The organism is Nocardia yamanashiensis (assembly GCF_021183565.1).
In the GTDB taxonomy this organism is placed as follows: domain Bacteria; phylum Actinomycetota; class Actinomycetes; order Mycobacteriales; family Mycobacteriaceae; genus Nocardia; species Nocardia yamanashiensis.
Genome location: NZ_CP089226.1, coordinates 8,081,811 through 8,105,881, shown reverse-complemented (window position 1 = coordinate 8,105,881; position 24,071 = coordinate 8,081,811). Strand labels below are relative to the sequence as shown.

Below are 24,071 nucleotides of genomic sequence, written 5' to 3'. Positions count from 1 at the left end.
CGGACCGCGGCGGACGCGGACCAAATCAGTTGGTGGTGATTTTCAGCGGCAGGGTCTGGTGGCGGCGGACGAACAGGCTCGGGACCCACATGGGGGCGGCGTCCTCGATCAGGGAGAACGAAGCGCTGCGGTCCAGGAGGGCGGAGATGGCTGCGTGGGCTTCGAGCTTGGCCAAGGGAGAGCCGACGCAGAAGTGGATGCCCTTGCCGAAGGCCATCTGGTGACGGGAGGTGGTGCGGTCGAGGTCGAGGGCGTCGGGGTCGGGGAAGACGGCGGGATCGCGGTTGGCTGCGCCCCACAGCAGCAGCAGGTGGCTGCCGGCGGGGAGGGGGACGCCGCCTAGTTCGGTATCGGATACCACGTGGCGGTGGTGGCCACGGAACGGTGATTCCAGGCGGAGCGCTTCGTCGAGGAAGGCCGGAATGCGGTGCGGCTGTTCGCGAAGTAGGTTTTGCAGGCCGGGGTCGGTGGCGAGAATCCTGGCGGCGCTGGCGATCAGGCCGGCGGTGGATTCGCCGCCCGCGCCGACCAGCTGGACCAGATTCAAAACCGCTACCTCGTGCGGGAGTTCGCCCGCTTCGACCGCGCGTGCCAGCACACCCAGCAGATCCTGTCCCGAATCCCGCCGGGCCGCATCGGTTCTCGCGGCGGTCAGCTGCTCATACAGGTAGCCGGTGAGTTCGGCGGCGGACATGATCAGCGGCCCCATCCGCTCCGCGGGCACCACGCCTCCCAGCATCTCGGTGCTGTCATAGGCCCAATCCAGTAGGCGCGGAACGTCTTCCGACGGGAGGCCGATGATGGCGGCCACCAGGGCCAGGGGCAGCCGGTCGGCCATGCCGGTAGCCCAGTCGATGCGGCCGTCGCGCAGTTCGGACACCCACAGGCTGTCGATCAGTTCCTCGACGGTGGGGCCCATGGCGCGAATTCGCTTGGACAGCACGGTGGATACCAGCTTGCGGTGCTGTCGGTGATCGGGATCGTCGGCGGTGGCCAGGACGTGCACGGCCTGACCGCCGTGGTCCATGTCGAAGACGGCGGCGGCGCCGTCGGGCTGCCGGATCAGGGTCGCGGTCAGGTTGGAGGAGAAGACTTCGGTGCGGGCGCACACCTGCGACACCAGTTCCCACGAGGAGATCAGATAGAAGTCGGTGCCGGGCACCCGGTAGACCGGCGCGTGCTCCCGCAGCATCCGGTACATCGGGTACGGGTCCTCGAGATGGGCCGGATCGAAGATGTCGATCTCGGCCACGGACGCCATTGTCATGCTGTCTCCTGCCTGCGAGCTGATGCCGCGTCACCGTCGCAAGCGCTGAAACGAGTGTCAACGGTCATCTCGCAATGAGATTCGGGAAGTAGAGACGCGCACGGGGCATTCGCGTGCAAACCACGGAAATAGCAGTTGAACTGCCTTTCAGCCCGCCAACTCGGTGAGACATATTGCGGATTCCATCTCAGGCTGAGATGCTGCGCCGAACGTGGCTATCTTGAGGAGTGCGCATGCCGAACCAGCGCGACGATTGGCTCGCCGGCGGAAACCGGCGCACGGTCGCACGCGAGCGCATCCTCGCCGCCGCCACCGCCCTGTTCCTGGAACGCGGCATCGCCGCCGTCGGCATCGACGAGATCGCCGCCCGCGCCGGATGCTCCCGCGCCACCCTCTACCGCCACGCCGGCGGCAAATCCGATCTGGTGCGCGCCGTCATCGCCACCTCCGCCGTGAAGGTGGCCGACCGCGTCGCCGCCGAGGTCGCCGGACTGCACGGCCAGGACCGCATCGTGGAGGGCATAGTCGCCTCGATCCGCGCCATCCGCACGGACCCCACCCTGGCCCAGTGGCTGGCCAATGTGCGAGCCGGCGGCGCCGACGAATACCTCTCCACCGCACCGGAACTCGGCCGCATCGCGATCGCGCTGACCGGCGCCGCCCCGGACCCCGAAGCCGCGCAATGGATCGTGCGCGTGGTGCTGGCCCTGCTGGCCTGGCCGCTTCCCGATCCGGCCGCCGAACGCCGCATGGTCGAACGCTTCGTCGCACCCGCCCTCAGGTCCCTGACCTAGCGTTGTTTCGGAGCTCGGCGATCGGTTACCCGGAGGACGGCCGGTGCGTCGCACCGGTGTCACCGACAGCGGAAGAGGACAGATTCATGCTGATGCTCACTCCTACCGCCGCCGAAGCGGTCCGCGGTATCACCTCCGGCGATGGCGTCCCCGACGAGTGCGGCCTGCGCATTTCGACGTCGGACAGCGCCCAGACCTTCGAACTCGCGGTCACCGCCGCACCCGCCGAACAGGACGATGTGTTCACCGCCGAGGGCGCCCGCATCTTCCTCGACCCGGAATCGTCCGCCTATTTCGACGACAAGATCATCGACACCGGCCTGGACGACAAGGGCAACGCCACCTTCATCGTCGGACCGCAGGGTCCCGTCGCGCCCTGACGCCCGCGGCGTTTCACGAAATCGGTTCCACCGCCTGGAAACTCAGATAGCCGGGATGGTCCGGGTCGATCACCACGGCCTGGCCGGTGATCTCGCGCTGCTTCCAGCGCGGAATCAGGTGGCGCGGGAAGCTGGTGCGGCTCACCGCGATTCGCAGGCGATGCCCGGCGCGCAGCAGCGCCTCGGTGGGGTTGATCTCGATATCGAGGTCGAAGGGTTCGCCGGGTACCACCGGGGCGGCGGTGTCGGCGGTGAGGGGATGGATCGGGAAGAGCAGCTCGTCGCCGACCTTGTAGCTGGCGGCCTCGTCGGTGTGGCGATGGGATGACAGCAGTGCGCCGCGGGTCAGCGGCACCGACGTGCCGTCGGGGTGCGCATCGCAGACCGTGACCGACCAGAACGCGTCGGTGCCGTCGGCCACGGCGTGCAGGTGCAGGTTCATCGGGCCGGTGAGGATCAGATCGGTGGCCAGCGCGTCGGAGGTGAAGGTGACCGCGGTCGCCTCGCTGCGCCGGTCGTCGTTGCCGTGCGCGTGCCCCAGCAACAGCGTCACCCCCATGGTCATGACCGCGCTGTTGTTCGACACGGCGCTGACCCGGCTGCCGGGAACGGGCAGGCGCGTCTCCACCTCGTCGGGCTTGGCGGACAGGCCCGCGTCGACGGCGGCGTGCGGAGCGGTGCCGGTGCGGTCGCCGGTCAGGTACAGCCGGCGCACCTCGGCGGCGGGATCGGGGTAATCGGCGCGCTGGATCCAATGCCCGTCGCCCTGCCGGCGCAACGTGATCGGGCCGTAGCGGTCGATGCCGTTGTCGATGCCCTTGACCCAGCGGTCGAAGAACGCGGTCTGCAATTCGTCGATGGCCTGCGGATTGCCCGGATCGCCGAACCCGGACCCGGGAGTGAGGTGGTAGGAGTCGTCGACCAGTACCTGTTTCGCGCCGCCCGGCACCGGAATGCGGTCGTACATGCGGAAATTGGAGCGGTTGTAGACGTCGTGCCAGCCGCCGTGGATCCAGGTGGGCGTCTCGATCCGCTCCAGGTCGGGCAGCTTCTCCGCCCACATCGGATTCAGATAGCCGTCGGGATGATCGCCGAACGCCAGGCGCGCGGCGCGGCGCACCCAGCCCGATCGCCGGGTCAGCCGCTCGCGCAGGAACTCTCCGGCCAGGCCCTCGCGCATCAGGCCCGGCCAGGCCGGTAGCCATTTGCCGCCGCCGACGCCGAGAATCCACAGCATCATGCCCGGGGTGAGCACGCCGCCGGTCAGGCCGAGTTCGCGCGGCGGGTCCTCGCCCGCCTCGATCGCGTACACGGCCCGCAGGCCCTCGGGCCGTTGCGCCGCGCTGTGCAGCGCCGAGATCGCCCCGTAGGAAATGCCGGTGACCGCCAGATCCCCGTTGCACCAGGGCTGTTCACGCACCCAGCGCAACACCTCGACATAGTCCTGCTGTTCGCGCGGGCTGAAGAAATCCCAAGCGCCCGTGGAACTTCCGGTGCCGCGCACGTCCACCATCAGCCCGACGTAGCCGCGCCGCACCGCCGTCCGGTTGATCGCGAAGGACTCGAGCACCCCGCCCGCGGGCGTACGCAGCACGTCCCGCGCCCGCATCCGGCTGCGATCGGAGGCGCGCACCCGCCCCGCCGCCTTCCGCGCCACCGTATTCATCCGCATGCCATGGCGATTGAGCATCTTGTTGTACGGGGTGAAGTTCACGATGGCGGGCAACGGCTCCCCGGCCGGGCCGTTCGCATCGCCCGGGCGCAGGATATCGGCGGACAGCAGCACCCCGTCCGACATCCGGATCGGAACCGTATTGCGCGCGAACAGTTTCGAATACCGGACCGGGCCGATATCGAACCGGGTGTCCGGATGCACCGCGGGCGTGGACGATTCGGCAGTGGACAAGAGTTCGCTCATCACGAGTCCTCACGGGGTCGGCATCGAACCCTCAGCGTAAATCGTCTGAGACAGATTCGCCGGGGTTCTTCGCCGACCGCGTCAGTTCACCCACGGCGGGTTCACCACGGTGCCGTCGAGCAGTTCGCCGGTGAAGCCGACCGGGGCGGTGACGAGCACGGTGGCCGGGGTCGCGGCCGAATTGTTCAGCTGGATGGTGGATCCGGCGAGCGCGATGGCGGCGTCACCGGATTTCAGGTCGGCGGCTTCACCGTCGATGACCATGGTGAGCTCGCCGTCCAGCAGCACGAAGGCCTCCTCCCGCAGGACGCGGTGTGCCACACCGGTGGTGGCGGGCGCGATCTCGATCCGCCACACGCACAGTTCGGCGCTGCCGGCGGCGGGCCGGATCAGGGAGGTGAAGGTGGTGCCGTGCATTTCGAAGACCTGGGCATCGGCGGCACGGGTGATCGGCATGTCATCTCCTTTAGTCAAGTTACTTGTCCAATATAGTCAAGATAGTTGACTACTCTGTCAAGTGCCAAGATTCGAGGTATGCCCGTGCCCGCCCAGGACCTGCCCCTACTGCTGCTCGCCGCGGCCGCCGAGGTCACCGATGCCGTCAATGCCGGTGTGGTGGCCGCCGGATTCGACGATGTGCGGCCGACCCACGGTTTCGCGTTCGCCCGGATGGCGCCGGACGGGGCGACCGTCGGTGAGCTGGCCGAGCATCTCGGGGTGACCAAGCAGGCGGCCAGCCAGCTGGTGGAGGAGCTGGTGAAAAAGGGCTACGCGGAACGCAATCCGCATCCGGGCGATGCGCGGGCCAAGCTGGTCACGCTGACGGCCCGAGGCTGGGCGTGTACGCGAGCGGCCGATGCCGCGCTGGCCGCGTACACGACGCACTGGGTGCGGACGCTCGGGCCGGACGCGGCGGTCGCGGTGCGGAATAGCCTGGCCCGGATGGTGACGCCGGGTCGGGTCCGGCCCTCCGCCTGGTGAATTCCTGGGTTGATCGTTGTGAATCCGTGCGGCGCGCCGACCCGGCGGTGCACCGGGCCGTAGCCACTGGATTGCTAGCGTCGCGGCGTGAATGCGAATCCGGGGCCGGCGGCGGTCTCGCCGCAGACGGCGCGCTGGGTCGTCGTGGCATGCGTGCTGATGCTGGTGATCGGGCTGGGCGGCGTCGGGTGCCTGGTGTTCCGGTCGGTGCGGCCGAGTGCGGACGAGGCGGCGCGGATCGACAGCGCCGCGGCCGGTATGAGCTTCGTGCCACCCGAGGGGTGGGAGCAGAACCCGCGCGGCAACGATCACCTGATCTTCGGTCAGGTGGCTCTACGGCAGAGCGGCAGCGGGAGCGGGAGCGGGATGATCCTGCTCGGCAAGCTCGACCGTACCCTGTTCGCGGCGGCGGAATCCGATGACGGGGCGGCAGCCTGTGGGCTCGCCGGCGGGATGGGCGCGTTCTTCTTCCCCAGTTCGGGCGAGCAGGTGGATACCAGCTGCGCGGAGGTGAAAGGGCGTGCGGTGCAGGGCCGGTCGTGCTTCCACCGCATCGTGTTCAACGGCTCGAGCAATCCACCGGCCGAGGTGTACGGGGCGGTAGTGCGCCGGGGCGTGTACCGGTGGTGGGTCACCTGGCTCGGTGACGCCACCGCGCCGGTGGATCGGGAAGCGGCGGCACGGCTCGCGAAATCCATTCGGCCGCTGTAGCTCCGGTCGATCTCCTGATCAGAGTCCTTGTGGTCCGGCCGGATTCGAATCCGGCGGATGCTGCGCGGGCGGATACGGGGCGGGCTGGTAGGTCCAGGACGGATACTGCGCGGGCGGGTATGGGAGCTGCGGTTGCGCGGGGCGGAAGTATGCGCGGGCCGGGCCGACCCAGATCAGCACCGTGACCGCCACCGCCATCAGCCACACCAGGACGCTGATCGCCAGCGCGGCCGCGGCACTGCTCTGCACGTTCACCAGGCTGAACAGCATCGATGCCGAATACAGCCCGAACAGCACGGTGCCGGTGATGCGCGCCCAGTTCTTGCCGGAGCGAATGGCGAACGCCAGCCAGATCCAGAGCCCGACCGAGATCACCTCGATGAGCACCGAGACGCCGACGGTGATGTTCACGATGAGGTCGATCGTCTGATCGCTGAGCACCCCGTCCGAAGCCTGCCGCGCCTCCTCGCGCGCGGTCGGCAGCTGCGCGAGACCGACGAACAGGCCGACCACGTTCGCGGCCGCGGCGGCCAGCATCAGATAGAACGCGGTGAGCACCGTCTGCGGCGGTTTACCCGGTTCGGTGCCCGGATAGGCCTGTGCACCGCCGGGAAACGGCTGGTAGCCGGTGGCCCCCTGGTAGGGCGGATAGGCGGCCGGGGCCGGCGCGGCCGTGACGGCCGACGGATCCTCGACCGGCGGCCAATGCGGCTGCGGTTGCTCCTCGGTCACTGTTTCCCTCCCTGACGGTTTCCGCCGGAGCATAGCGGCCGGAAATGACCGGGACGTGCACGGACGAGGAATCAGCCGAGTTCGAGGGTGGTGACGCCGTACACCCGTTCGGGGTGCGGGTCGCGCACCGGGCCGGTGTACATGCGCGCCGTCTCGAAACTCGGTGCGAGACCGGCCTGTTCGGCCAGTGCGACCGCGGATTCGTTGCGCAGCGGGACATCCACCGCCAGTTCCACTCCCCCGGTGCGTTCGGTGAGGGCGGCGAGCAGGGCGCGGGCGGTGCCGGGGTCGTCTGCGAACAGAGGTCCGACGCGCAGGGAATCGCGGGCCGGGCGGACGGCGGCGTAACCGGTGAGCACGCCGTCGACGACTCGCACCAGGGTGAGGTTGGCCGGGTCGGCGAGCCAGGCGGTCAGGAACGGCGTGCGATCGGCTGGGAGACAAGCCGAATCGTAGGCGTGGACGGCGGCCAGGTCGGCGGGCTCCAGGGCGCGCACGCTGTCGTCCACGGCATCGAGCCGCGGCACCCCGGTGAATCGCGCACTGCGATAGGCGAGTTCGAAGCCGCTGCGGCGATAGTTGTTCTGCTGGTCCGGAACTCCGTCCAGGCCGATCACCCGGCTGCCCGCGTGCGCGAGACCGGCCTTCCAGGTGGCCATGCCCAGGCCACGGCCGCGCAGGTCGGGGCGAACGAGATAGAAACCCAGAAAGGCGTATTCGGGGCTGTAGTTGACGACCGAGACCGCCGAGACCGGTTCCCCGTCCAGGCGGCCGAGCAGGAAACCTTCCGGGTCCTGGGCGAAGAACGCCTCGCGATCCCGCTCCCCCGGATTCCAGCCTTCGGCGGCCGCCCATTCGGTGACGACCGACCAGTCCTGTCGGCTGGCAGGGGTGACGACGAGGGAATCGGGAACGCCCGCGGCCTCCGGCATGCGTCCAAGGTACCTGTCGGCGGGCTGCGGTAGGGTCGCCTCGACAGAGTTACCTACCTGAGGGAATGCGAGATGGCCGACTACGCGCACTCCGATCACGCCAGCCGCAGCCGGGAGGACAAGGCCCGGCGGCTGGCCGCCTACGTCTGGCAGCGCGGGATCACCGGCGGCGAACTCCTGGACCTCCCTATGGCGCAGCGGCGCAAACTGGCGCGGGCCGCGGACGCCAATCCACCGAGCACCGATGAGACCTGGCAGGTCGTCGCCCGCATGCTGGCGGAGAAGGACGCCTGGGCCGAGCGCAATCCGGCGCATCCTGGCGCGCGGCGGGAGTTCGCGGACGAGAAGATCCTCTGGGTGAAACCACCGGTCAAACCCTGGGAATGAGGGCGGCGGACCCGGGCGCGGCTCTTGACAGCAAGAAATGAACCGGGGTTCACTGCTTGCGTGTCACCCGACTACGAGAACCACGCCGGCACCCGACCGGCCGCCTGGCGCGACGACCTGACCGGTGGGGACGACTCCCTGTTCGAGGGGCGTCCGCAGCCCGAGAACGGATTCACCGGGCGCACACTGACTTACGAGGTGACGGGGCGGATCGCGCGCATCACCTTCAACCGCCCCGAGCACGGGAACGCCATCACCTCGGATACGCCGGTCGAGCTGGCGGCGGCCGTCGAACGCGCCGACCTGGATCCGCGCGTGCACGTCATCGTGGTGAGCGGGCGGGGCAAGGGCTTCTGCGGCGGCTACGACCTGTCGATCTTCGCCGAGAACAGCTTCGCGCCGAGCGCGGGAGCGCAGCCGGCCGAGGGCACGGTGCTGGATCCGGTGGTGCAGGCGCGCAATCACAATCCTTGGGGCACTTGGGATCCCATGGTCGACTACGCCATGATGTCGCGGTTCAACCGGGGATTCGCCAGCCTGCTGCACGCCAACAAGCCGACGGTGGCCAAGGTGCACGGGTTCGCCATCGCGGGCGGGACCGACATCGCGCTGTTCGCCGATCAGATCATCTGCGCCGAGGACGCGCGGTTCGGGTATCCGCCCACCCGCACCTGGGGGATTCCGGCGGCCGGGATGTGGGCGCATCGGGTCGGGGATCAGCGCGCCAAGCGACTGCTGTTCACCGGGGACAGCCTGAGCGGCAAGCAGGCGGCCGAGTGGGGGCTGGCCATCGAGGCGCCGCCGGCCGATGAGCTGGACGCGCGCACCGAGGATCTGCTGCAACGGATTTCGCAGGTGCCGATCAATCAGCTGGTGATGGCGAAGCTGGCGCTCAACAGTGCGCTGCTGAATCAGGGCGTGCTGAATTCCGGGATGATCAGCACCGTGTTCGATGGGATCTCGCGGCACACGCGGGAGGGATACGCCTTCCAATTGCGCGCCGCCACCGCCGGTTTCCGCGATGCGGTGCGGGAGCGGGACGAACCGTTCGGGGATTGGCGCGGGCAGTTCGGCAAGCCGGCGGACCAGCCGGGCGAGGACGCCGCCGGAAGTTAGCTAGCGCGCCTCGGGCAGATCCGTGCGCTCCGCCTCGGCGACCACCTTGGCCGAGAGCGAGCGCATGGCCGCCGCTTCTTCGGGGTCCAGTTCGTCGATGAACAGCCGCCGCACCAGTTCCACGTGATTGGGCGCGGCGGCCTCCAGGGCGGCGCGGCCGGCGTCGGTGAGCATGATCTCGCGGCCGCGGGCATCGTCCACGGCCTGGCAGCGGCCGACCAGTCCGCGGGCGGCCATCCGGGAGAGGTGTTTGGACAGGCGGGACTTGTCCCAGCAGATCTCCGCGCCCAGTTCCTTGGCGCGCAGGTTGCCGCCGGCGGCGGCGAGGGCGACCAGCACCTCGTAATCGGAGTAGGACAGGCCGTCGCGGGTGAGCCCGGCGGCGATGGCGGCGTCGAGGCGCTGCCGCAGCCGAATATAGGACTGCCAGGTCGCCTGTTCCTCGTCGCTCAGCCAGCGGGTCATGGGTTCCATCCTAGCGACGCATAGTTGACACGGACACCAACGGTGGGTGACCCGGCCGATTCCCCGGAATTCATCCGGCACAATTTTTGAGCTTTGCGAAACACAATGCCCGCGAGGGCGATACATAAACGGCGCAACAGGACGAATGGGACGCGTTCTGCCGGAACGGGTCCCGACCGCGAAGGCTGCGAAGGGGTTCTACCTCGATGGATAGCCCATCCGGTTGACAATGCAACGTTGCGCCAGAACAGTAGACGCCGGACCGGACCGGCCACCGTGCCACAACCCGCAGCGGTGGCGTAACCGCGCCGAACCGGGCCGCTACCAACCTATTGCGCCGACATTGAGGAATACATGAACGTTCGCCGGCTACTCGTCACCGCCAGCGTCGCGAGCCTGACGACTCTCGCCCCGCTTGCCGCCGCCTCCGCCGACGTCCCCACCGGGTCGTCCGGCACCGGCTCCTCCACCATCGACACCGGCTCCGGCGCGACCGGTTCGGCGAATCTCACCCAGACCGGCTCGGCCGGCGGGTCCTACAAGAACTGCGACGAAGCCCGCGCCGCAGGCCACGCCCCCCTCTTCCGCGGTGAACCCGGCTACGGCCCCCACCTCGATCCCGACGGCGACGGATTCGCCTGCCCGACCGTCTGATTCGGGCATCCGCGGCTAGCGCCGCAACAAACTTCGCGGCCCCGATCCTCACGGATCGGGGCCGCGGTGCAAGGAACCGAAGTACCCCCTCATGCACCGGGCCCCGGATCCGTCAGGATCCGGGGCCCGGTTGCTTGCAAGGCGTTTCGCCGCGTCAGCGGCGGAAGATCCGCACCAGCACCAGGGTGGCGACCAGTGCGCCCGCCCCGATCAGGCTGTATTTGATCTTCGGCTCGTTCACCTTGGCCACGAACGACTGCTTGGCATTGTCGGCCAGCCGCTGCGGGTCGGCCCGCACCGCGAGTTCGTCGAGGGTGCTCGCGAGCCGGTTACGCGCGGCCTCGATCTCCCGCTCGATCGCCTCGGTGTCTCTCGCCACGTCACACTCCTGTCTGAAAGCCGCCACCCCGGGCGGCGCTGTTGACCTGCCCTGGAGTGTATCGCTCACACCCGGTCAGGCCCGTCTACTACCGTGCAGGCATGACCGAGAACCACCGACTCAGTCCCGGCGATACCGCGCCCGCCTTCACCCTGCCCGATGCCGACGGCAAAGAGGTCTCGCTGTCGGACTATCGCGGACGCAAGGTGATCGTGTATTTCTACCCGGCCGCGAGCACCCCGGGCTGCACCAAGCAGGCCTGCGATTTCCGCGACAGCCTGGGCGAATTGAACGAGGCCGGGCTGGATGTCATCGGCATCTCCCCCGACAAGCCGGCCAAACTGGCCAAGTTCCGCGACAACGAAGGACTCACCTTCCCCCTGCTGTCCGACCCGGACAAGGAAACACTGCAGGCCTACGGCGCCTTCGGCGAGAAGACCATGTACGGCAAGACCGTCACCGGCGTCATCCGCTCCACCTTCCTGGTGGACGAGCACGGCAAGATCGAGGTCGCGCAATACAACGTGCGCGCCACCGGGCACGTGGCGAAACTGCGCCGCGACCTGTCGGTCTAGCGGTCGCACCGCACGAGATTGGACGGCCCCCGATCCTGAACGGATCGGGGGCCGGACGTGTAATGAGGGTAGAGACCGGGGCCCGCTCAGGAGGAATCCTCGGATCCGGCGGGGCTCACCGCCGGACCGGGGCAGATACGAAAAGCCCCGGCCCGCACCGTGGGACGCCACGCGCTCGCGTCGCCATGGTTCGGGCCGGGACTCGGGCCTCGACATCGCCCCTGCTCCCGTCGAGATCGGTGCCCACGGGTGGGCACCGCCCGTCTTTTCGGCGTCTGCCGGCGGATCGGGTGGGTCGATTCGTCTCAGACGCGTGGCAGCAGCTGTGCCGCCCACTGAACCATCATGTGCCAGTGGTTGTCCCACCATTTGGAAAATTCGGGGGTGCCTAACGGCGGCGGGGCCAGTTCGCCGGGGAACAGGCCGCCTTCGGTCGGGGAGCCGACGGTGTGGGTGGGGGCCGGGATGATGGAGTCCGTGGCGCTGGACCGCTCGCCCTCGGGCTGGGCCTTGATCAGCGGTTTCGAGGGGCGTTCGGTGCGGTCCGGGCCCCAGTTGAGGGTGGCCGGGTCGAGCGTCACGATCTCGGGTTCGGGCAGCAGCTGCGGCGTGGTCTGCTCGGTGAGCGGTGCGCCCGCCTCGGTAGGGGTGGGCCCGGGCAGGCCGTCGACGATGTCACCTGCGGAGCCGGTGTCGAGCCCGGTCTCGCCGATCGGCTGCGGCGGCGGGCTGTGCGGCGCGTCCGCCGACACCCGGGCATCGATGAGCCGGGGTTCGGGCACGGTCTTGGAATTGCTGCTCGCGGTGTACACGCCGCCGACCACCAGTCCGCCGGCCAGCACGCTCGCGGCCGCGAACAGCGCGGCGGTACCCCGCGCCCGCCGAATCCGTTCCGCGGCTTCCCCGGCGAACTCCGTCTCCGGCAGCGCTGCCAGCGCGGCTCCCAGGGCGGGCGCGTTCGCGGCCACCGCGCACGGGATCACCGGCGCGCCGAACCCGGACTCCAGCGCCGCCACCACGGCGGGTTCGGTTGCGGCCGAACCGATCAGCACCACGGCGTCCGGTTTCACCCCGGCCGCGTCGAACTGATCCCAGGCGGCGGTGACGGCCGCGCGCATGGCCTCCTCGGTGGTGGCCCCGCCATTGAGCGTCACGGCCGCCAGCACCCGGGTGCGGTCCGGATCGATCAGCGAGAAGGCCTGGAACCCCGGCACCACTTCGCAGATGGCCAGGTCCTCGAATTCGTCCACCCAGCTCATGGCCCGCGCCACGGCCAGATGCGCGGCCTTGGCCGACACCAGCGACGCCTCGTGCCACGGGCCGGACGCCAGCCGCGTCACGATGGCCCGGCGTTCGGCCGCATCCCGGTACACGACCGCCGCGCCCACCACTTCGCGATCCGGTGAAAGTTTGTCGGCCAGTTCCTCCAGCACCGTCTCCACCGCGGCGGCGAGATCGGCTTTGGTATCGCCGACAACCTTTTCCACGCGCTCGTCCACCACGCGCTCGGTCAATTTGTCACCGTCGGCGAGTGCCACCGCGCGCACGATGCCGCGCTCGGTAGCGACGCCGATGGTCACCGCGGAACGAACAACAGCAGAAGCAACCACAGATCAGCCTTCCAACGTTGTGTCGATGCAACGAAACTCTCGTGGCTCCCGGGGCGAGGCTCGCGAGAGCCGGAAACGAAACTCTCGCGGCCCCTGGATCCGGGTCTGCCGCGGGGCAAGCCCGGAGATTCTGGGCGGAGCCATTTGTCAAGCGCTGAGGGGCAGCTGGGAAGCAGCTGCGATGAGTGTTCGGAGCCACTCCCGGGTGTGGATGGGTGCGAACCTACGACGAGATAGGGACACACGAAGTACCGCAGCGTGTCATCAGCGTGTCGCTACCTCTAGGCTGTTGAACGTGGAAGCGCGCACGGGAACCAGGTCGACACGACGACCGGACCCTGCGTTGGAGTTGCAGGACGACCCGCAGGAACTGATGCCGCGTCGCCGCCCGACGCAGGAACGGTCCAAACGCAAGTTCGACGCCCTGCTCCAATCCTCCCGGGAGCTGCTGGTCGAGGTCGGTTTCGAATCGTTCACCTGTGAGGAAGTGGCGGCCCGCGCCGAGGTGCCGATCGGCACCCTCTACCAGTTCTTCGCCAACAAGTACGTGATCGTCTGCGAGCTGAATCGCCAAGACCTGGTGGCGGTTTCCCAGGAACTGTCCGAATTCCACGGCGAGATCCCGTCCATGGACTGGCTCCGCCACATGAACGCCCTGGTGGATCATCTCGCCGATCTGTGGATGACCGACCCGTCGCGCCGCGAGGTCTGGCTGGCCATGCAGTCCACGCCGTCGACCCGCGCGACGGGCGCCATCCACGAGAAGGAATTCGCCGAGGCGGTAGCCCAGATGCTCCGCCCGCTCATGCCGCGCACCCCGCGCGGCCGTCGTTCCATGATGGCCCAGGTGCTGGTGCACGTCGTCTACTCGATGCTGAACTTCTCCGTCCAGGACGGCCTCAGCCACGAGGACGCGGTGGCCGAATTGAAGCGACTCATGGTCGCCTACTTGCTGATTGCCGAGAAGGAGTCCCGGACCGGCGGCCAGCGCACGCCGGTCGAGCCCGACATGAACTAGCCGTTGATCAAGTCCGCTAGCTCACCCGGATCTTCCAGCACCACCATGGCGGCCGCCGTATCCCCGTCGTGCGTCAGCGACAGATGCACCCGCACCCGCGGCAGGAACTCCGCCGCCAGCCCGTGCAATTTGATACTCGGCCGCCCCCAGGCATCATTGACCACCTCGATCAACGGATAAGGGTTGTCCCCGATCTGCGGACTCCGAGCGAACCGAGAAGAGGCCCAAGCCTTGATGACCGCCTCCTTGGCGGCCCACCGGGTGGCATAACTACGAGCGGGATCAGTGCCCTTGCTTTGGCAATAGCGGCGCTCTCCCGCGGTGAAACTCTCCCGGATCATGGTGGTGCCGGTGCGTTCCAGTTGTTCGGCGAACTCGGAAATGGTGACCAAGTCCAGTCCGATACCAAGGATCGTCACGGTATGAGACTCCTCGATTCCTCTTGAGTGCTGTTGTCTGGGCGCAACATACCAGCGGAGCCTACGGTTCCGTAGGCTCCGCCGGCGTAAGTTGCGTTGCGCCGCAGGGCTACCCGGAGCTTCGCCCCGGGCAAAGAAGTGGGCGGGCCCGCGTCGACACGCGGGCCCGCCCAGCTACTCGGATCTACTGGCAGGCCGGGCCCTTCGGGACCGAGACGTAGGTCGCATCGGCACCGAGACGGGCGGTCGGGCTGAGCAGGGTTTCGGCCTCGAGCTGGCGGGACTGCTTGGCCGGGGTGCCGTCGCCGCCGAGGCGGCGGTCGGCGGGGCGCTCGTAGAGCGGGGCGCCGCCGCACATGGCCTCGGTGAGGCGCTGGCGGCCGGCGAGCTGGCGCTCTTCGGCACGGCGCTGGTAGGTCTCGCGCTTGTCGGCGTCGGTGATGGCTTCCACGAAGGCCTGGGGGTGCACGATGGCGACCAGGCCGGAGACGTGGCCGAAGCCGAGCGAGGTGACCAGGCCCGCCTTGAGCGGGAAGCGGTCGCCGACCTGGAGGGACTCGCGGAGCCAGACCAGGTGGGGGTACGCCTTCATCTTCTCGTCGACGCAGTCGAGGCTGCGGTTCGGCGGGATGACGCCCTGTTCGAGAACCTGGCACAGGCCGATCATCTGGAAGGCCGCCGCGCCGCCCTTCGCGTGACCGGTGAGGGTCTTCTGCGAGATGACGAACAGCGGGTTGCCTTCCGAACGGCCGATGGCGGTGGCGAGGCGTTCGTGCAGCTCGGACTCGTTGGGATCGTTTGCCGCGGTGGAGGTGTCGTGCTTGGAGACCACCGCGATCTCGTCGGGCGAGACGCCGAGCTTGCCGAGTTCCTTGGCCAGTCGCGACTCCGGGCCGCCGCGGCCCGCACCCAGCGCACCCAGGCCGGGGGCCGGGATGGAGGTGTGCACGCCGTCGGCGAAGGACTGGGCGTAGGCGACCACGCCGAGGACCGGCAGGCCCATTTCCAGGGCCACCGAGCCGCGGGCGAGGAGAACCGTTCCGCCGCCCTGCGATTCGACGAAGCCGCCGCGGCGGCGATCGTTGGCGCGGGAGAAGTAGCGGTCGCTGATGCCCTTGCCCGCCATGACGGCGGAGTCGGCGGTGGCGGACATGTCGCCGAAGCCCACGATGCCCTCGATGCCGAGGTCGTCGTAGCCGCCGGCCACCACCAGGTCCGCCTTGCCCAGCTTGATCTTGTCCACGCCCTCCTCGACGGAGACCGCCGCGGTCGCGCAGGCCGCGACCGGGTGGATCATGCCGCCGTAGGAACCGACGTAGCTCTGCACCACATGGGCGAGAGCGACGTTGGGCAGCGCCTCCTGGAGGATGTCGTTGGCGCGCGGCTCACCGAGCAGGTTGTCGATGTAGAGCGAGCGCATCGAGGACATGCCGCCCATGCCGGTGCCCTGGGTGTTGGCGACCATCGCCGGGTGCACCCAGCTCATGAGCTCGGCGGGGCTGAAGCCGGAGGACAGGAACGCGTCCACGGTGCAGACGATGTTCCACAGCGCCACCCGGTCCACAGAGGAGGCCATATCGGCGGAGATGCCCCACTTGGTGGGATCCCAGCCGGTCGGGATCTGACCGCCCACGAACCGCGACAGCTTGGTCTTGCGCGGCACCCGGATCTCGGTGCCCGCCTTGCGGATCACGTTCCAGTCGCCCGAACCCTCGACCGGCGTGATGACGGTCTGCTCCGGGTTGGCGGCGAAGAACGCGCGCGCCTCGGCCTCGCTGTTGACCACGAAGGACAGGTCCTTGTCGAGGAACACCGAAGTCAGCAGCGGAATGGCATTGTCGATCATCGCGCCGTCGTCGCCGTAGCGCCGCACGCCGCAGCGCTCCACCACGGTGTCGTGGTAGCGCTCGGCCAGCTCCGATTCGTCCACGTACTCACCGGATTCGGTGTCGTACCAGCCCGGCTTGGGATCGTTCTCCCAGGTGACCAGGCCCGTGGTCCAGGCCAGCTCCAACACGCCCGCTGCGGAGAGCTGATCGGACACCTCGACCTCGAAGCGGGTGCGCGCCGAGCCGTAGGGCCCGAGCTCGCCCGCGCCGACGATGACGACCATATCGTCGAGATCGGCGGTGACCGAACCCCATTCGGGGGTGGGCAGCTTGGAGGACAGGGTCGGCGGGGCCGGCAGCGCCGCGATGGTGGCGACGTCGCTCTTCTCCGCGGCGGCCTCGGCTTCCTCGGCCTCACCGTGCGCACCCTTGGCGAGCGCGGCGAGATCCAGCTTGGCATTGGCCAATCCACCGGTCAGGTCGATCTGCTGCGGTCCGGCGGCGGTCACCACGCGAGCCCGCGAGGTGCACCACTTGAGCAGCTCGTCCGCCATCTGCTGGGTGGACCAGGTCTGCACCCCGGCCGCCTCGACGGCCTCGACCAGCGGATCGTTATGGCCCATCAGCCCGGTGCCGCGCACCCAGCCGATCAGCGCGTGCACCAGGGTGACCCGCTGCGCCCACGACTTCTCCGCGCGCCACTTGGCGACCACGGCGTCGAGCGCGGCCTTGGATTCGCCGTACGCGCCGTCGCCGCCGAAGAGGCCGCGGTTGGGCGAACCCGGCAGCACCACATGCAGTTTGGCGTCCACGTCGTGGTCCGCGCCCAGGGTGGACAGGCCACCGATGAGCCGCTCCACCGACCACAGCAGCACCCGCATCTCCATTTCGGCGCGAGCGCCGGCGTCGGAGAGGTCACCGGCCACGCGGGGCGCGGCGAACGGCATCAGCAGGGTGGGGGTCATCGCCTCCTTGACCAGGATCTTGGCCCCGCCGGCATTGTCGACCTGCTCGTTGCCGACCCAGTCGATCAGCGCGTCGATATCGCTGTAGGAGGCCATGTTCGCGGGCACCACCCACAGGGTCGCGCCATTGCGGGCGTGCTCCCGGTACAGCTTCTTGTAGAAGCTCAGGCGGGCGTCGTCGAGCTTGGAGGTGGTGACGATGACGGTCGCGCCGCCGCCGAGCAGTCGCCCGGTGGCCGCCGCCGCGATGGAACCCTTGCTGGCGCCGGTGATCACGGCGATATCGGAGGACCAGGCGCCCGGCTCCGCGGCGCTCACCGCGGCCTCGGCAATGCTGCCGTAGACCCCGGCCAGTACGGAGCGCGCTTCGCGCTTGGCCCGATCGCGCCACCAGTTTGCCTGTGCGGCAACGGCTTCCCCGGCGCCGGTGAACCCGTCGACCGCGAAGTCGGCGAGCGCGGCATCCTCGCCCAGCCACAGCCGGGCCAGATCCTCACGGGCCGAGGCCCACCGGTCGTCGATGAGCACGGCCTTCTTGGCGTCGAAGGCGGGCGCGACGAGACGCGGCCAGTCCGAACCCAATTCGGCCGAGACCAGATCGATGAGCGAGTTGTCGGAGGCTTCCGGCGCGGACAGCTGCTCGACGTGACCGAGGGATTCCAGGATCACGCGGGCGGCCTGCGCCAGCACGCCGTCGCGGCCGGTGATCTGCTCGGTGAACTCGCCCAGCGCGGCCGCGTCGACGGTCGCGCCGCCCCCGCCGCCGGCGGACGGCATGGAGACCGCGACGCCTCGGCGGGCGGCGACCGCCTGCACGGCCGCGTCGATCGCATTGTCCACGGCCGCACCGTCGTTCAGGCCGCCGGAGACCAGGCCGCCGAGATCGCCGCCGCGCACCGAAGCGCCCTCGCGGGTGCCGAGCGAGACCTCGGCGGTGACGTGGCTGGCCCAGCCGTCGCCCAGGCCCCAGACCTTCTTCACCCGATCGGCGATGGCGCCGGGGCGCTTGCCGGAGGGACCGAAGACCTTGCGCAGGTGATCGCCGATGGCGTCGGACAGCACCGACCCGAACGGCTTGTAGGTGCGGGCCAGGCGATCGACGGTATTGGACAGCGCACCCATATCGGCGTCGGCCGCACCGTCGATGGCCCCGAGCGAGAGCTCCGCGCCGAGGTCGACGAGCAGCTGGTTACGCCGCGAGGAGACGCCGTCGCACAGGCCCTCGATGGTGTCCACCGGGCCGATCTGGTCCATGCGCAGCTTGGTCCACAGCGCGATGAGCACGCGGGTGGCGTCGGCGGCATTGAACGCGATGTCGTCCGGGGTGGGCCCGCCGGTCGGCACGGCCACGGGAGCCGGGGCGGCGGCGGGAGCCGCTGCGGCCGAAGCGGTTTCGGCGGCCGGAGTCTCCTCCGGCTCCTCCACCGGCGCGGGATCGGTATCGGTGGCGTACACGATGCCGGACTCGCGCTCGATGTTCAGCACCTCGACCACCGTGTTCGAGAACTGCGGCAGCTTGAGCGTGTTGGAGGCCAGGTTCGCGACGGTAGGCGTTGCGGCCAAACCGATCTCGACGAACCGCTCCACGCCCAGCCCGCCGTGCTCGACGTCGGTGAACAGCAGATCCTGGGTCTCGATCCAGCGCACCGGCGAGGCGAACTGCCAGGCCAGCAGCTCGACCAGCACCACGCGGCACAGTTCGATGGGCTTGGCCGCCCATTCGTCGAAGTTCGCCAGCACCTCGGCCAGCGGTTCGGACGGCACCAGGTCGGCGATCTCCTGGATGAAGTCGCGCTCCAGGTTGAACAGGCGCGGCACCAGGTTCGGAATGTAGCGTCCGACAAGCACTTCCGGATGCAGGTCTTCCGGCAGCAGCCCGCGCAGCTTCTCGCGGAAGTCCGGCACGCCGGCCCGCAGCACGGTGGAGTGGAACGGCACGTCGATGCCCGGGATGACCACGAAGGCCCGCTTGCCGCCGGTCTGCGCCCGCAGCCGCTCGATCTCGACCTCGAGGGCTTCCAGGCCCTTCACGGTGCCCGCGATGGCGTACTGCGCGCCGCGCAGGTTGAGGTTGACGACCTCCAGGAATTCCCCGGCCGCGTCGCCGATGCCCTTGACCCAGCCGATCACCTCGTCGTCGGCGATGCCGATCTGCGAGGGCCGGATGGCGGCCATGCGGTAGTCGCTGCGGCCCTGGGCATCCCGGGGCACCAGCTCGTGCATGGCGGAGCCGCGCTGGAACACCACCTCGAGCACCGCGTGCAGCGGCAGCACACCCGCGACGGCGGACAGCGCGTTGTACTCGCCGACGGAGTGACCCGCCAGCATGGCGCCCTCGATGAACGCGCCGGCTTCACGCAGTTCGGCCACCTGAGCCACACCGAGGGTGGCCATCGCCACCTGGGTGAACTGGGTCAGGTGCAAAACGCCCTGCGGGTGCCGGTATTCGACGCCGCGCGCCTTCAAGTAGGTCGGGTTGTCGCGCACCACAGCGAGAATCGAGAAGCCCAGCGCCTCGCGGGTGTGCTTGTCGGCCTCGTCCCAGACCTGCTTGGCGGCCTTGGAGCGGGTGCGTGCGTCCAGGCCCATCCCCTTGGCCTGAATGCCCTGGCCCGGGAAGGCGTACACGGTCTTCGGCGCGGCGATGCGACCGGTCGCGGTCATCACCAGATCGCCGTCGATGCGGCAGGACACCTCGATGATCTCGGTGCCCGCGTCCACCGCGACCCGTTCCACGCGCACGTCGATCTGCGCGCCCAGGCGCACCATGCCGAGGAAGCGGGTGGTCCAGGCGGTGATGGTGCGCGGCGGCACCTTGTCGCTCAGATCGATGGCCGACACCGCGTGCTGCGCGGCGGCCGACAGCCACATGCCGTGCACGATCGGATCGCCCAGCCCGGCCAGCTTGGCCGCATTGCCGGAGGTGTGGATGGGGTTGAAGTCACCCGACACCTGCGCGAAGGCGGACATGGCGCGCGGAGCCTGGATGGTCACGTCGCGACGGCGGCGGCGCGGGGTGTCGGCGGCCTGCTCGGACAGCGAACCGGCGGCGCGCGGCGGATCGGTGAGCTCGCCCGCGCCGGTGCGGCCGCGGATGGCGAACCGCTCGGTGAGGGTGGCGATGGTCGGCATGGACATGCCGGTCTCGACCTTGTCGAGCATGCCGGTGATGCGCACCCGCACCTCGACGACGCGGCCCAGATCGGTGTCGAGGGTCTCGCCCGCCTCCACCTTGACCGCGAGCACGCTGGCGCCGGTGGGCAATTCGCCGACCAGATCGATCTGGTGGTCGAGGTGGACCAGGTCCAGCATGCCCTCGATGACGCTGGCGCCGGTGGCGGTACGGGTCGCGCCGAGCACCGCGAAGACCGCGGGCCAGCAGGCGCCGACGAGCACGTCGGGGGCGGTGCGGCCGATCGTCGAAAGGTGTTCGGGCAGACCGGAACCGGTGACGCCGGCGTGATCGGCGATCAGGTCCGGGCTCCACGCCACGTTCAGGTGCGCGACCGGGGTGCCGTTGACGACCTTCACCTCGGGCAGCGACTGCCCGGCGGCGACGGCCAGCAGCGCGGTCATGGCGGCGTCGGCATCGGCTTCGGTGATGACGGGCGCGCCGCCGTTGTACACCGAGACCGGCACGGTGATGCGGATGCGGACGGCGTCCTTGCCCAGCAGCGGCACCGCCAATTCCACATAGGCGTGGTCGGATTCGGGGCCCTCGGTGGCGGACAGGGTCGCACCGGTGGGCGGGTGGATCGCGCCCTTGCCGTTCATGGTCCACTCGCCGAGATCGCCCAGGCGGTGGATGGGGTTGACGGTGGTGCGGCCGGCCCAGTTCACATCCGGTGCGGCGAGCACGATGTCGAGCAGGCCGCCCGCGACGGCGGCGCGGCGGCGGCCGTCGACGGCGGCCGGGACGACGCCCGCGCGCACCAGGGAGTAGGCGGTGTCCTGTTCGAAGCGGTCGAGGAGTTCACCGACCGGTTCGTCCACGCGGGTGATGCCCGCGACGGCGACGGTGCCCGGGATGATGCACACCTGATCGGCGGTGTAGCGCGGATCGTGAGCCTGCCACAGCGAATCCGAACGCCACCAGCGGCGCACGTCCTGATCCACCACCGGCACGAAGTTGACCGGCTTGCCGGGAATCTTGCACAGCGACACGAAGAACGGCACATCGGCCGGGTGCAGCACGGCCGAGGCGACGGCCGGGTACTGCTCCTTCAGCGTGCAGATGGCCTTGACCGGGGTCTCGAACGCGGCGTCGTCGGCGAACAGGGTCGCGATCTCGCCGCGGTCGGCCGGGTTGAGGCGGGATTCGGTGCGGCGCACCATTTCCGCGAACCGGTCGCGCCAGGTGATGTCCAGCCACACCGACTTGGTGGCCTCGGCGATGGCGTCGGCGAAGTCGCCGCCGCAGTCGAAGTCCTTGCGGCGGTCCAGGCCCACGGCCAGCTCGACGTAGCGCTCCAGCCATTCCAGGTAGGTCATGGTGGCGACGTCGCCGAAGTACGGCTTGGCGGTGCCGTTGAGCGCCTCGATGATCTCCGCGCGGCGCTCGGCCACGGCGTCGGCGTCACCGGCGACCTCGTCCAGCAGGCGGCCGGTGCGGGAGGCGGCATTGTCGATCTCGTGGATGTCGGCGCCCAGTTGCGAACGGCCGGAAGCCATTCCGCCGGACGCGGTGCCCGCGCCGACCCAGTCCGGGGTACCGGGGGTGTCGACCAGCAGCTGCTTGACCTCGGGCGCGGTGGTGGCCTCCAGGGTGGCCATGGCGGCGGTGCCGACCAGTACGCCGTCCAGCGGCATGGCCGGGTAGCCGTGCACCTGCGACCATGCGCCGGTGAGGTATTCGGTGGCGCGCTCGGGAGTGCCGATGCCGCCGCCGACGCAGACGATCACATTGTCGCGGACGCGCAGTTCGGCGTAGGTGTCGAGCAGCAGGTCGTCCAGGTCTTCCCAGGAGTGGTGCCCGCCGGCCTTGCCGCCTTCGATGTGCATGATGACCGGGTAGCCGGGCACCGAGTCGGCGATGCGCAGCACGGCCCGGATCTGGGCGACGGTGCCGGGCTTGAACGCCACGTGGGTGATGCCGGCCTCGGTCAGCTCCTCGATCAGCGCGACGGCCTCGTCGAGTTCCGGGATGCCGGCGGTGACGATGACGCCGTCGAAAGGCGCACCGGCGGAACGGGACTTCTGCACCAGGCGCTTGCCGCCCAGCTGCAGCTTCCACAGGTAGGGGTCGAGGAACAGCGAGTTGAACTGCACCGCGCGGCCCGGGTGCAGCAGCGTCTTCAGCTCTTCCACGCGATCGGCGAAGATCTGCTCGGTGACCTGGCCGCCGCCGGCGAGTTCGGCCCAGTGGCCCGCATTGGCCGCGGCCGCCACGATTTTCGCGTCCACGGTGGTGGGGGTCATGCCCGCGAGCAGGATCGGGGAGCGGCCGGTCAGCCTGGTGAACGCGGTCTCGACCACGACCCGGCCATTGGGCAGGCGCACCGGCTTGGGCGCGAATTCGGCCCAGGCGGGGGCGATTTCGGGGGCCGCGCCGGGGGTGAAGAGGCTGCGCTGGCCGGAGCGGGTGGCGGCGGCGAGCACGCCGACGCCGGTGCCCTTGAGCGAGCCGGAGGTGAGGCGGGAGAGCAGGTCGCCGGGACCCAGGTCCAGGATCCACTGCGCGCCCTGGGCGACGGTGTCGTCGACGATGCCGACCCAGTCGATGGGATCGACGAGCACTTCCTGGGCGAGGCTCGCGGCCAGTTCGGCGTCCAGGCCGCACTGCTGCGCCCAGCCCTTGACCAGGTCGACGGTCTCGGCCAGCGCCGGGTGGTGGAAGGCGACCTCGACCGGGATGTCCTCGAACACCGGCGCGAAGACCGCACCGCCGCGCTTCTTGGCGTCGCGTTCCTTGGCCTGTTCGGCATTGATCTCGGCGCAGCGCTGGCGGACCCGATCCAGCTGGGCGACCGGGCCGCTCAGCACGGCGCGGCGGCGGCCGTTTCGGATGGACAGCACCGCGGCCTTCTCCGGCGCGATGTCGGTCATGAGCGCGTCGACAACTTCCCGCAACTGCTCGGGATCGACATTGGAGACCGCCACCATGGGCGACTTCTCCCCCACCGGCATGAGGCCGCGGCGGCGGGCGACCAGTCCGGCGGCGGCGCCGATCAACTGGGCGATGGCCAGCAGTTCGGCATCGCGCTGCCCGTGCGCCTCGGCGGCGGTGGCGGCGATCCGGCCCTGCGAGTGGCCGATGACGGCGGTGGGCGCGTGCGCCGCGGTGTCCAGGCCCTGCAGGCGCAGCGCGCGCAAGGCGGCGGCCTGGGTCAGGAACACGCCGGGCATGGAGACGGCCGCGGAGCGCAACACCTGCGCTGACGGCGCTCCGGACACCTCCCCCTGCTCCGGGTCGGCGATCTCTTCCTCGAGCATCCACGCGATCGGGTCGAACCCGACGGGACGCACCACGAGTAGTTGTGCCGCAACGGGTTCCAGCTGCCGGGCCGCGTCATTGACCAGTGCGGTCAGCTCCGGCTCCAGTGCGGAATCCCGCCCGATCTCCTCCAGCTCGGTCAGCCACTGCGCCCCCTGTCCACCGAAAGCGAGGGCGTACGGCGCACCCCCCAGCAACCGGTCCAGCAGCGACGACCTGACTCCACTCTCCCGGCTCTTCCCCGCCACCTTGGCCTTCGGTCCGGTTCCAGTGCTCTCGTTGATCGTCAAGACGTTCGACTTCCTTCTCCTGGCGGCCCGCCCCCTCAGGACTGGGCCGCGCTCACGGTGCGCAGGTGTTCCTCCGGCCATCTGGCCCTGGTAGATGGCGAGGATTCCACAAAATCATGAGGATCTCCTCATGTTTGGTCCGCACCCCGTGACCTACCCCCGAGTATTTCTGTACGGTCGTCCCAGAACCGTCCGAAACATGACCCTCCCTCATGT

The 24,071-nt window shown here is 69.4% G+C and carries 19 protein-coding genes; 9 read left to right on the top strand and 10 right to left on the bottom strand.

The features are described 5' to 3' along the window. Window positions 1-25: 25 nt before the first annotated feature. On the bottom strand, window positions 26-1,267 hold the full coding sequence (locus tag LTV02_RS37410) for a cytochrome P450 (protein WP_233036225.1): 1,242 nt from the start codon (window positions 1,265-1,267) through the stop codon (window positions 26-28). Window positions 1,268-1,500: 233 nt separating this feature from the next. On the opposite strand from LTV02_RS37410, the gene LTV02_RS37405 reads away from it, so the two are divergent. Both LTV02_RS37405 and LTV02_RS37400 read left to right on the top strand, forming a co-directional pair. Next, the gene (locus tag LTV02_RS37405) at window positions 1,501-2,061 is read left to right on the top strand and encodes a TetR/AcrR family transcriptional regulator (protein WP_233036224.1); all 561 of its coding nucleotides are present in this window, start codon (window positions 1,501-1,503) and stop codon (window positions 2,059-2,061) included. An 86-nt stretch (window positions 2,062-2,147) separates the two neighbouring features. Then, entirely contained in the window at window positions 2,148-2,441 is a 294-nt protein-coding gene (locus LTV02_RS37400; protein ID WP_067714872.1) for a hypothetical protein, read from the top strand. Window positions 2,442-2,454: 13 nt separating this feature from the next. Here the strand turns inward: LTV02_RS37400 and LTV02_RS37395 are convergent, their stop codons facing one another. Together LTV02_RS37395 and LTV02_RS37390 are read right to left on the bottom strand one after the other, a co-directional pair. Continuing rightward, complete coding sequence (locus tag LTV02_RS37395) at window positions 2,455-4,359, bottom strand: CocE/NonD family hydrolase (RefSeq protein ID WP_233036223.1); 1,905 nt, start codon at window positions 4,357-4,359, stop codon at window positions 2,455-2,457. Window positions 4,360-4,440: 81 nt separating this feature from the next. Continuing rightward, window positions 4,441-4,815: a cupin domain-containing protein gene (locus tag LTV02_RS37390; protein ID WP_233036222.1), complete on the bottom strand. Its 375-nt coding sequence runs from the start codon at window positions 4,813-4,815 to the stop codon at window positions 4,441-4,443. Between the two features lie 78 nt (window positions 4,816-4,893). Between LTV02_RS37390 and LTV02_RS37385 the strand changes: the two genes are divergently transcribed. Together LTV02_RS37385 and LTV02_RS37380 are read left to right on the top strand one after the other, a co-directional pair. Then, window positions 4,894-5,340: a MarR family winged helix-turn-helix transcriptional regulator gene (locus tag LTV02_RS37385; protein WP_233036221.1), complete on the top strand. Its 447-nt coding sequence runs from the start codon at window positions 4,894-4,896 to the stop codon at window positions 5,338-5,340. 87 nt (window positions 5,341-5,427) lie between these two features. Further along, window positions 5,428-6,051 carry an alanine and proline-rich secreted protein Apa gene (locus tag LTV02_RS37380; protein WP_233036220.1) on the top strand — a complete coding sequence of 208 codons (624 nt, stop codon included), beginning with the start codon at window positions 5,428-5,430 and terminating at the stop codon, window positions 6,049-6,051. An 18-nt stretch (window positions 6,052-6,069) separates the two neighbouring features. Here the strand turns inward: LTV02_RS37380 and LTV02_RS37375 are convergent, their stop codons facing one another. Further along, window positions 6,070-6,783 (bottom strand): hypothetical protein, encoded by a 714-nt coding sequence (locus tag LTV02_RS37375; protein WP_233036219.1) that lies wholly within the window; start codon window positions 6,781-6,783, stop codon window positions 6,070-6,072. 71 nt (window positions 6,784-6,854) lie between these two features. Continuing rightward, a complete protein-coding gene (locus tag LTV02_RS37370) occupies window positions 6,855-7,715 on the bottom strand; it encodes a GNAT family N-acetyltransferase (RefSeq protein ID WP_233036218.1) in 861 nt (286 codons plus the stop codon). Between the two features lie 72 nt (window positions 7,716-7,787). Between LTV02_RS37370 and LTV02_RS37365 the strand changes: the two genes are divergently transcribed. After that, window positions 7,788-8,102, top strand: coding sequence for a hypothetical protein (locus LTV02_RS37365; RefSeq protein WP_233036217.1), 315 nt, complete (start codon window positions 7,788-7,790; stop codon window positions 8,100-8,102). Window positions 8,103-8,162: 60 nt separating this feature from the next. Further along, complete coding sequence (locus LTV02_RS37360) at window positions 8,163-9,218, top strand: crotonase/enoyl-CoA hydratase family protein (protein WP_233036216.1); 1,056 nt, start codon at window positions 8,163-8,165, stop codon at window positions 9,216-9,218. Here the strand turns inward: LTV02_RS37360 and LTV02_RS37355 are convergent, their stop codons facing one another. Next, complete coding sequence (locus LTV02_RS37355) at window positions 9,219-9,683, bottom strand: MarR family winged helix-turn-helix transcriptional regulator (RefSeq protein WP_233036215.1); 465 nt, start codon at window positions 9,681-9,683, stop codon at window positions 9,219-9,221. It abuts the gene before it with no gap. Between the two features lie 354 nt (window positions 9,684-10,037). Between LTV02_RS37355 and LTV02_RS37350 the strand changes: the two genes are divergently transcribed. Next, window positions 10,038-10,337, top strand: coding sequence for an excalibur calcium-binding domain-containing protein (locus LTV02_RS37350; RefSeq protein ID WP_067714897.1), 300 nt, complete (start codon window positions 10,038-10,040; stop codon window positions 10,335-10,337). 154 nt (window positions 10,338-10,491) lie between these two features. Here LTV02_RS37350 and LTV02_RS37345 read toward each other — a convergent pair whose 3' ends face one another. Then, a complete protein-coding gene (locus LTV02_RS37345; protein ID WP_067714900.1) occupies window positions 10,492-10,716 on the bottom strand; it encodes a DUF3618 domain-containing protein in 225 nt (74 codons plus the stop codon). 101 nt (window positions 10,717-10,817) lie between these two features. Here LTV02_RS37345 and bcp point away from each other — a divergent pair, with 101 nt between their 5' ends. Further along, complete coding sequence (gene bcp / locus LTV02_RS37340) at window positions 10,818-11,291, top strand: thioredoxin-dependent thiol peroxidase (RefSeq protein WP_233036214.1); 474 nt, start codon at window positions 10,818-10,820, stop codon at window positions 11,289-11,291. A 305-nt stretch (window positions 11,292-11,596) separates the two neighbouring features. Here the strand turns inward: bcp and LTV02_RS37335 are convergent, their stop codons facing one another. Further along, window positions 11,597-12,871, bottom strand: a complete 1,275-nt coding sequence (locus tag LTV02_RS37335; RefSeq protein ID WP_233036213.1) for a hypothetical protein — start codon at window positions 12,869-12,871, stop codon at window positions 11,597-11,599. A 403-nt stretch (window positions 12,872-13,274) separates the two neighbouring features. On the opposite strand from LTV02_RS37335, the gene LTV02_RS37330 reads away from it, so the two are divergent. Next, the gene (locus tag LTV02_RS37330) at window positions 13,275-13,919 is read left to right on the top strand and encodes a TetR/AcrR family transcriptional regulator (protein ID WP_245663525.1); all 645 of its coding nucleotides are present in this window, start codon (window positions 13,275-13,277) and stop codon (window positions 13,917-13,919) included. Here the strand turns inward: LTV02_RS37330 and acpS are convergent. Both acpS and LTV02_RS37320 read right to left on the bottom strand, forming a co-directional pair. Then, window positions 13,916-14,338 carry a holo-ACP synthase AcpS gene (gene acpS, locus LTV02_RS37325; RefSeq protein WP_067714911.1) on the bottom strand — a complete coding sequence of 141 codons (423 nt, stop codon included), beginning with the start codon at window positions 14,336-14,338 and terminating at the stop codon, window positions 13,916-13,918. The genes LTV02_RS37330 and acpS overlap by 4 nt on opposite strands. 184 nt (window positions 14,339-14,522) lie before the next feature. Then, the gene (locus LTV02_RS37320; RefSeq protein WP_269821589.1) at window positions 14,523-23,855 is read right to left on the bottom strand and encodes a type I polyketide synthase; all 9,333 of its coding nucleotides are present in this window, start codon (window positions 23,853-23,855) and stop codon (window positions 14,523-14,525) included. Window positions 23,856-24,071: the final 216 nt, after the last annotated feature.

Coding starts and splice junctions, on each gene's coding strand:
- LTV02_RS37410 (WP_233036225.1), bottom strand. CDS start 1,267: ATGACAATGGCGTCCGTGGCCGAGATCGACATCTTCGATCCGGCCCAT.
- LTV02_RS37405 (WP_233036224.1), top strand. CDS start 1,501: ATGCCGAACCAGCGCGACGATTGGCTCGCCGGCGGAAACCGGCGCACG.
- LTV02_RS37400 (WP_067714872.1), top strand. CDS start 2,148: ATGCTGATGCTCACTCCTACCGCCGCCGAAGCGGTCCGCGGTATCACC.
- LTV02_RS37395 (WP_233036223.1), bottom strand. CDS start 4,359: ATGAGCGAACTCTTGTCCACTGCCGAATCGTCCACGCCCGCGGTGCAT.
- LTV02_RS37390 (WP_233036222.1), bottom strand. CDS start 4,815: ATGCCGATCACCCGTGCCGCCGATGCCCAGGTCTTCGAAATGCACGGC.
- LTV02_RS37385 (WP_233036221.1), top strand. CDS start 4,894: ATGCCCGTGCCCGCCCAGGACCTGCCCCTACTGCTGCTCGCCGCGGCC.
- LTV02_RS37370 (WP_233036218.1), bottom strand. CDS start 7,715: ATGCCGGAGGCCGCGGGCGTTCCCGATTCCCTCGTCGTCACCCCTGCC.
- LTV02_RS37365 (WP_233036217.1), top strand. CDS start 7,788: ATGGCCGACTACGCGCACTCCGATCACGCCAGCCGCAGCCGGGAGGAC.
- LTV02_RS37355 (WP_233036215.1), bottom strand. CDS start 9,683: ATGACCCGCTGGCTGAGCGACGAGGAACAGGCGACCTGGCAGTCCTAT.
- LTV02_RS37350 (WP_067714897.1), top strand. CDS start 10,038: ATGAACGTTCGCCGGCTACTCGTCACCGCCAGCGTCGCGAGCCTGACG.
- bcp (WP_233036214.1), top strand. CDS start 10,818: ATGACCGAGAACCACCGACTCAGTCCCGGCGATACCGCGCCCGCCTTC.
- LTV02_RS37330 (WP_245663525.1), top strand. CDS start 13,275: ATGCCGCGTCGCCGCCCGACGCAGGAACGGTCCAAACGCAAGTTCGAC.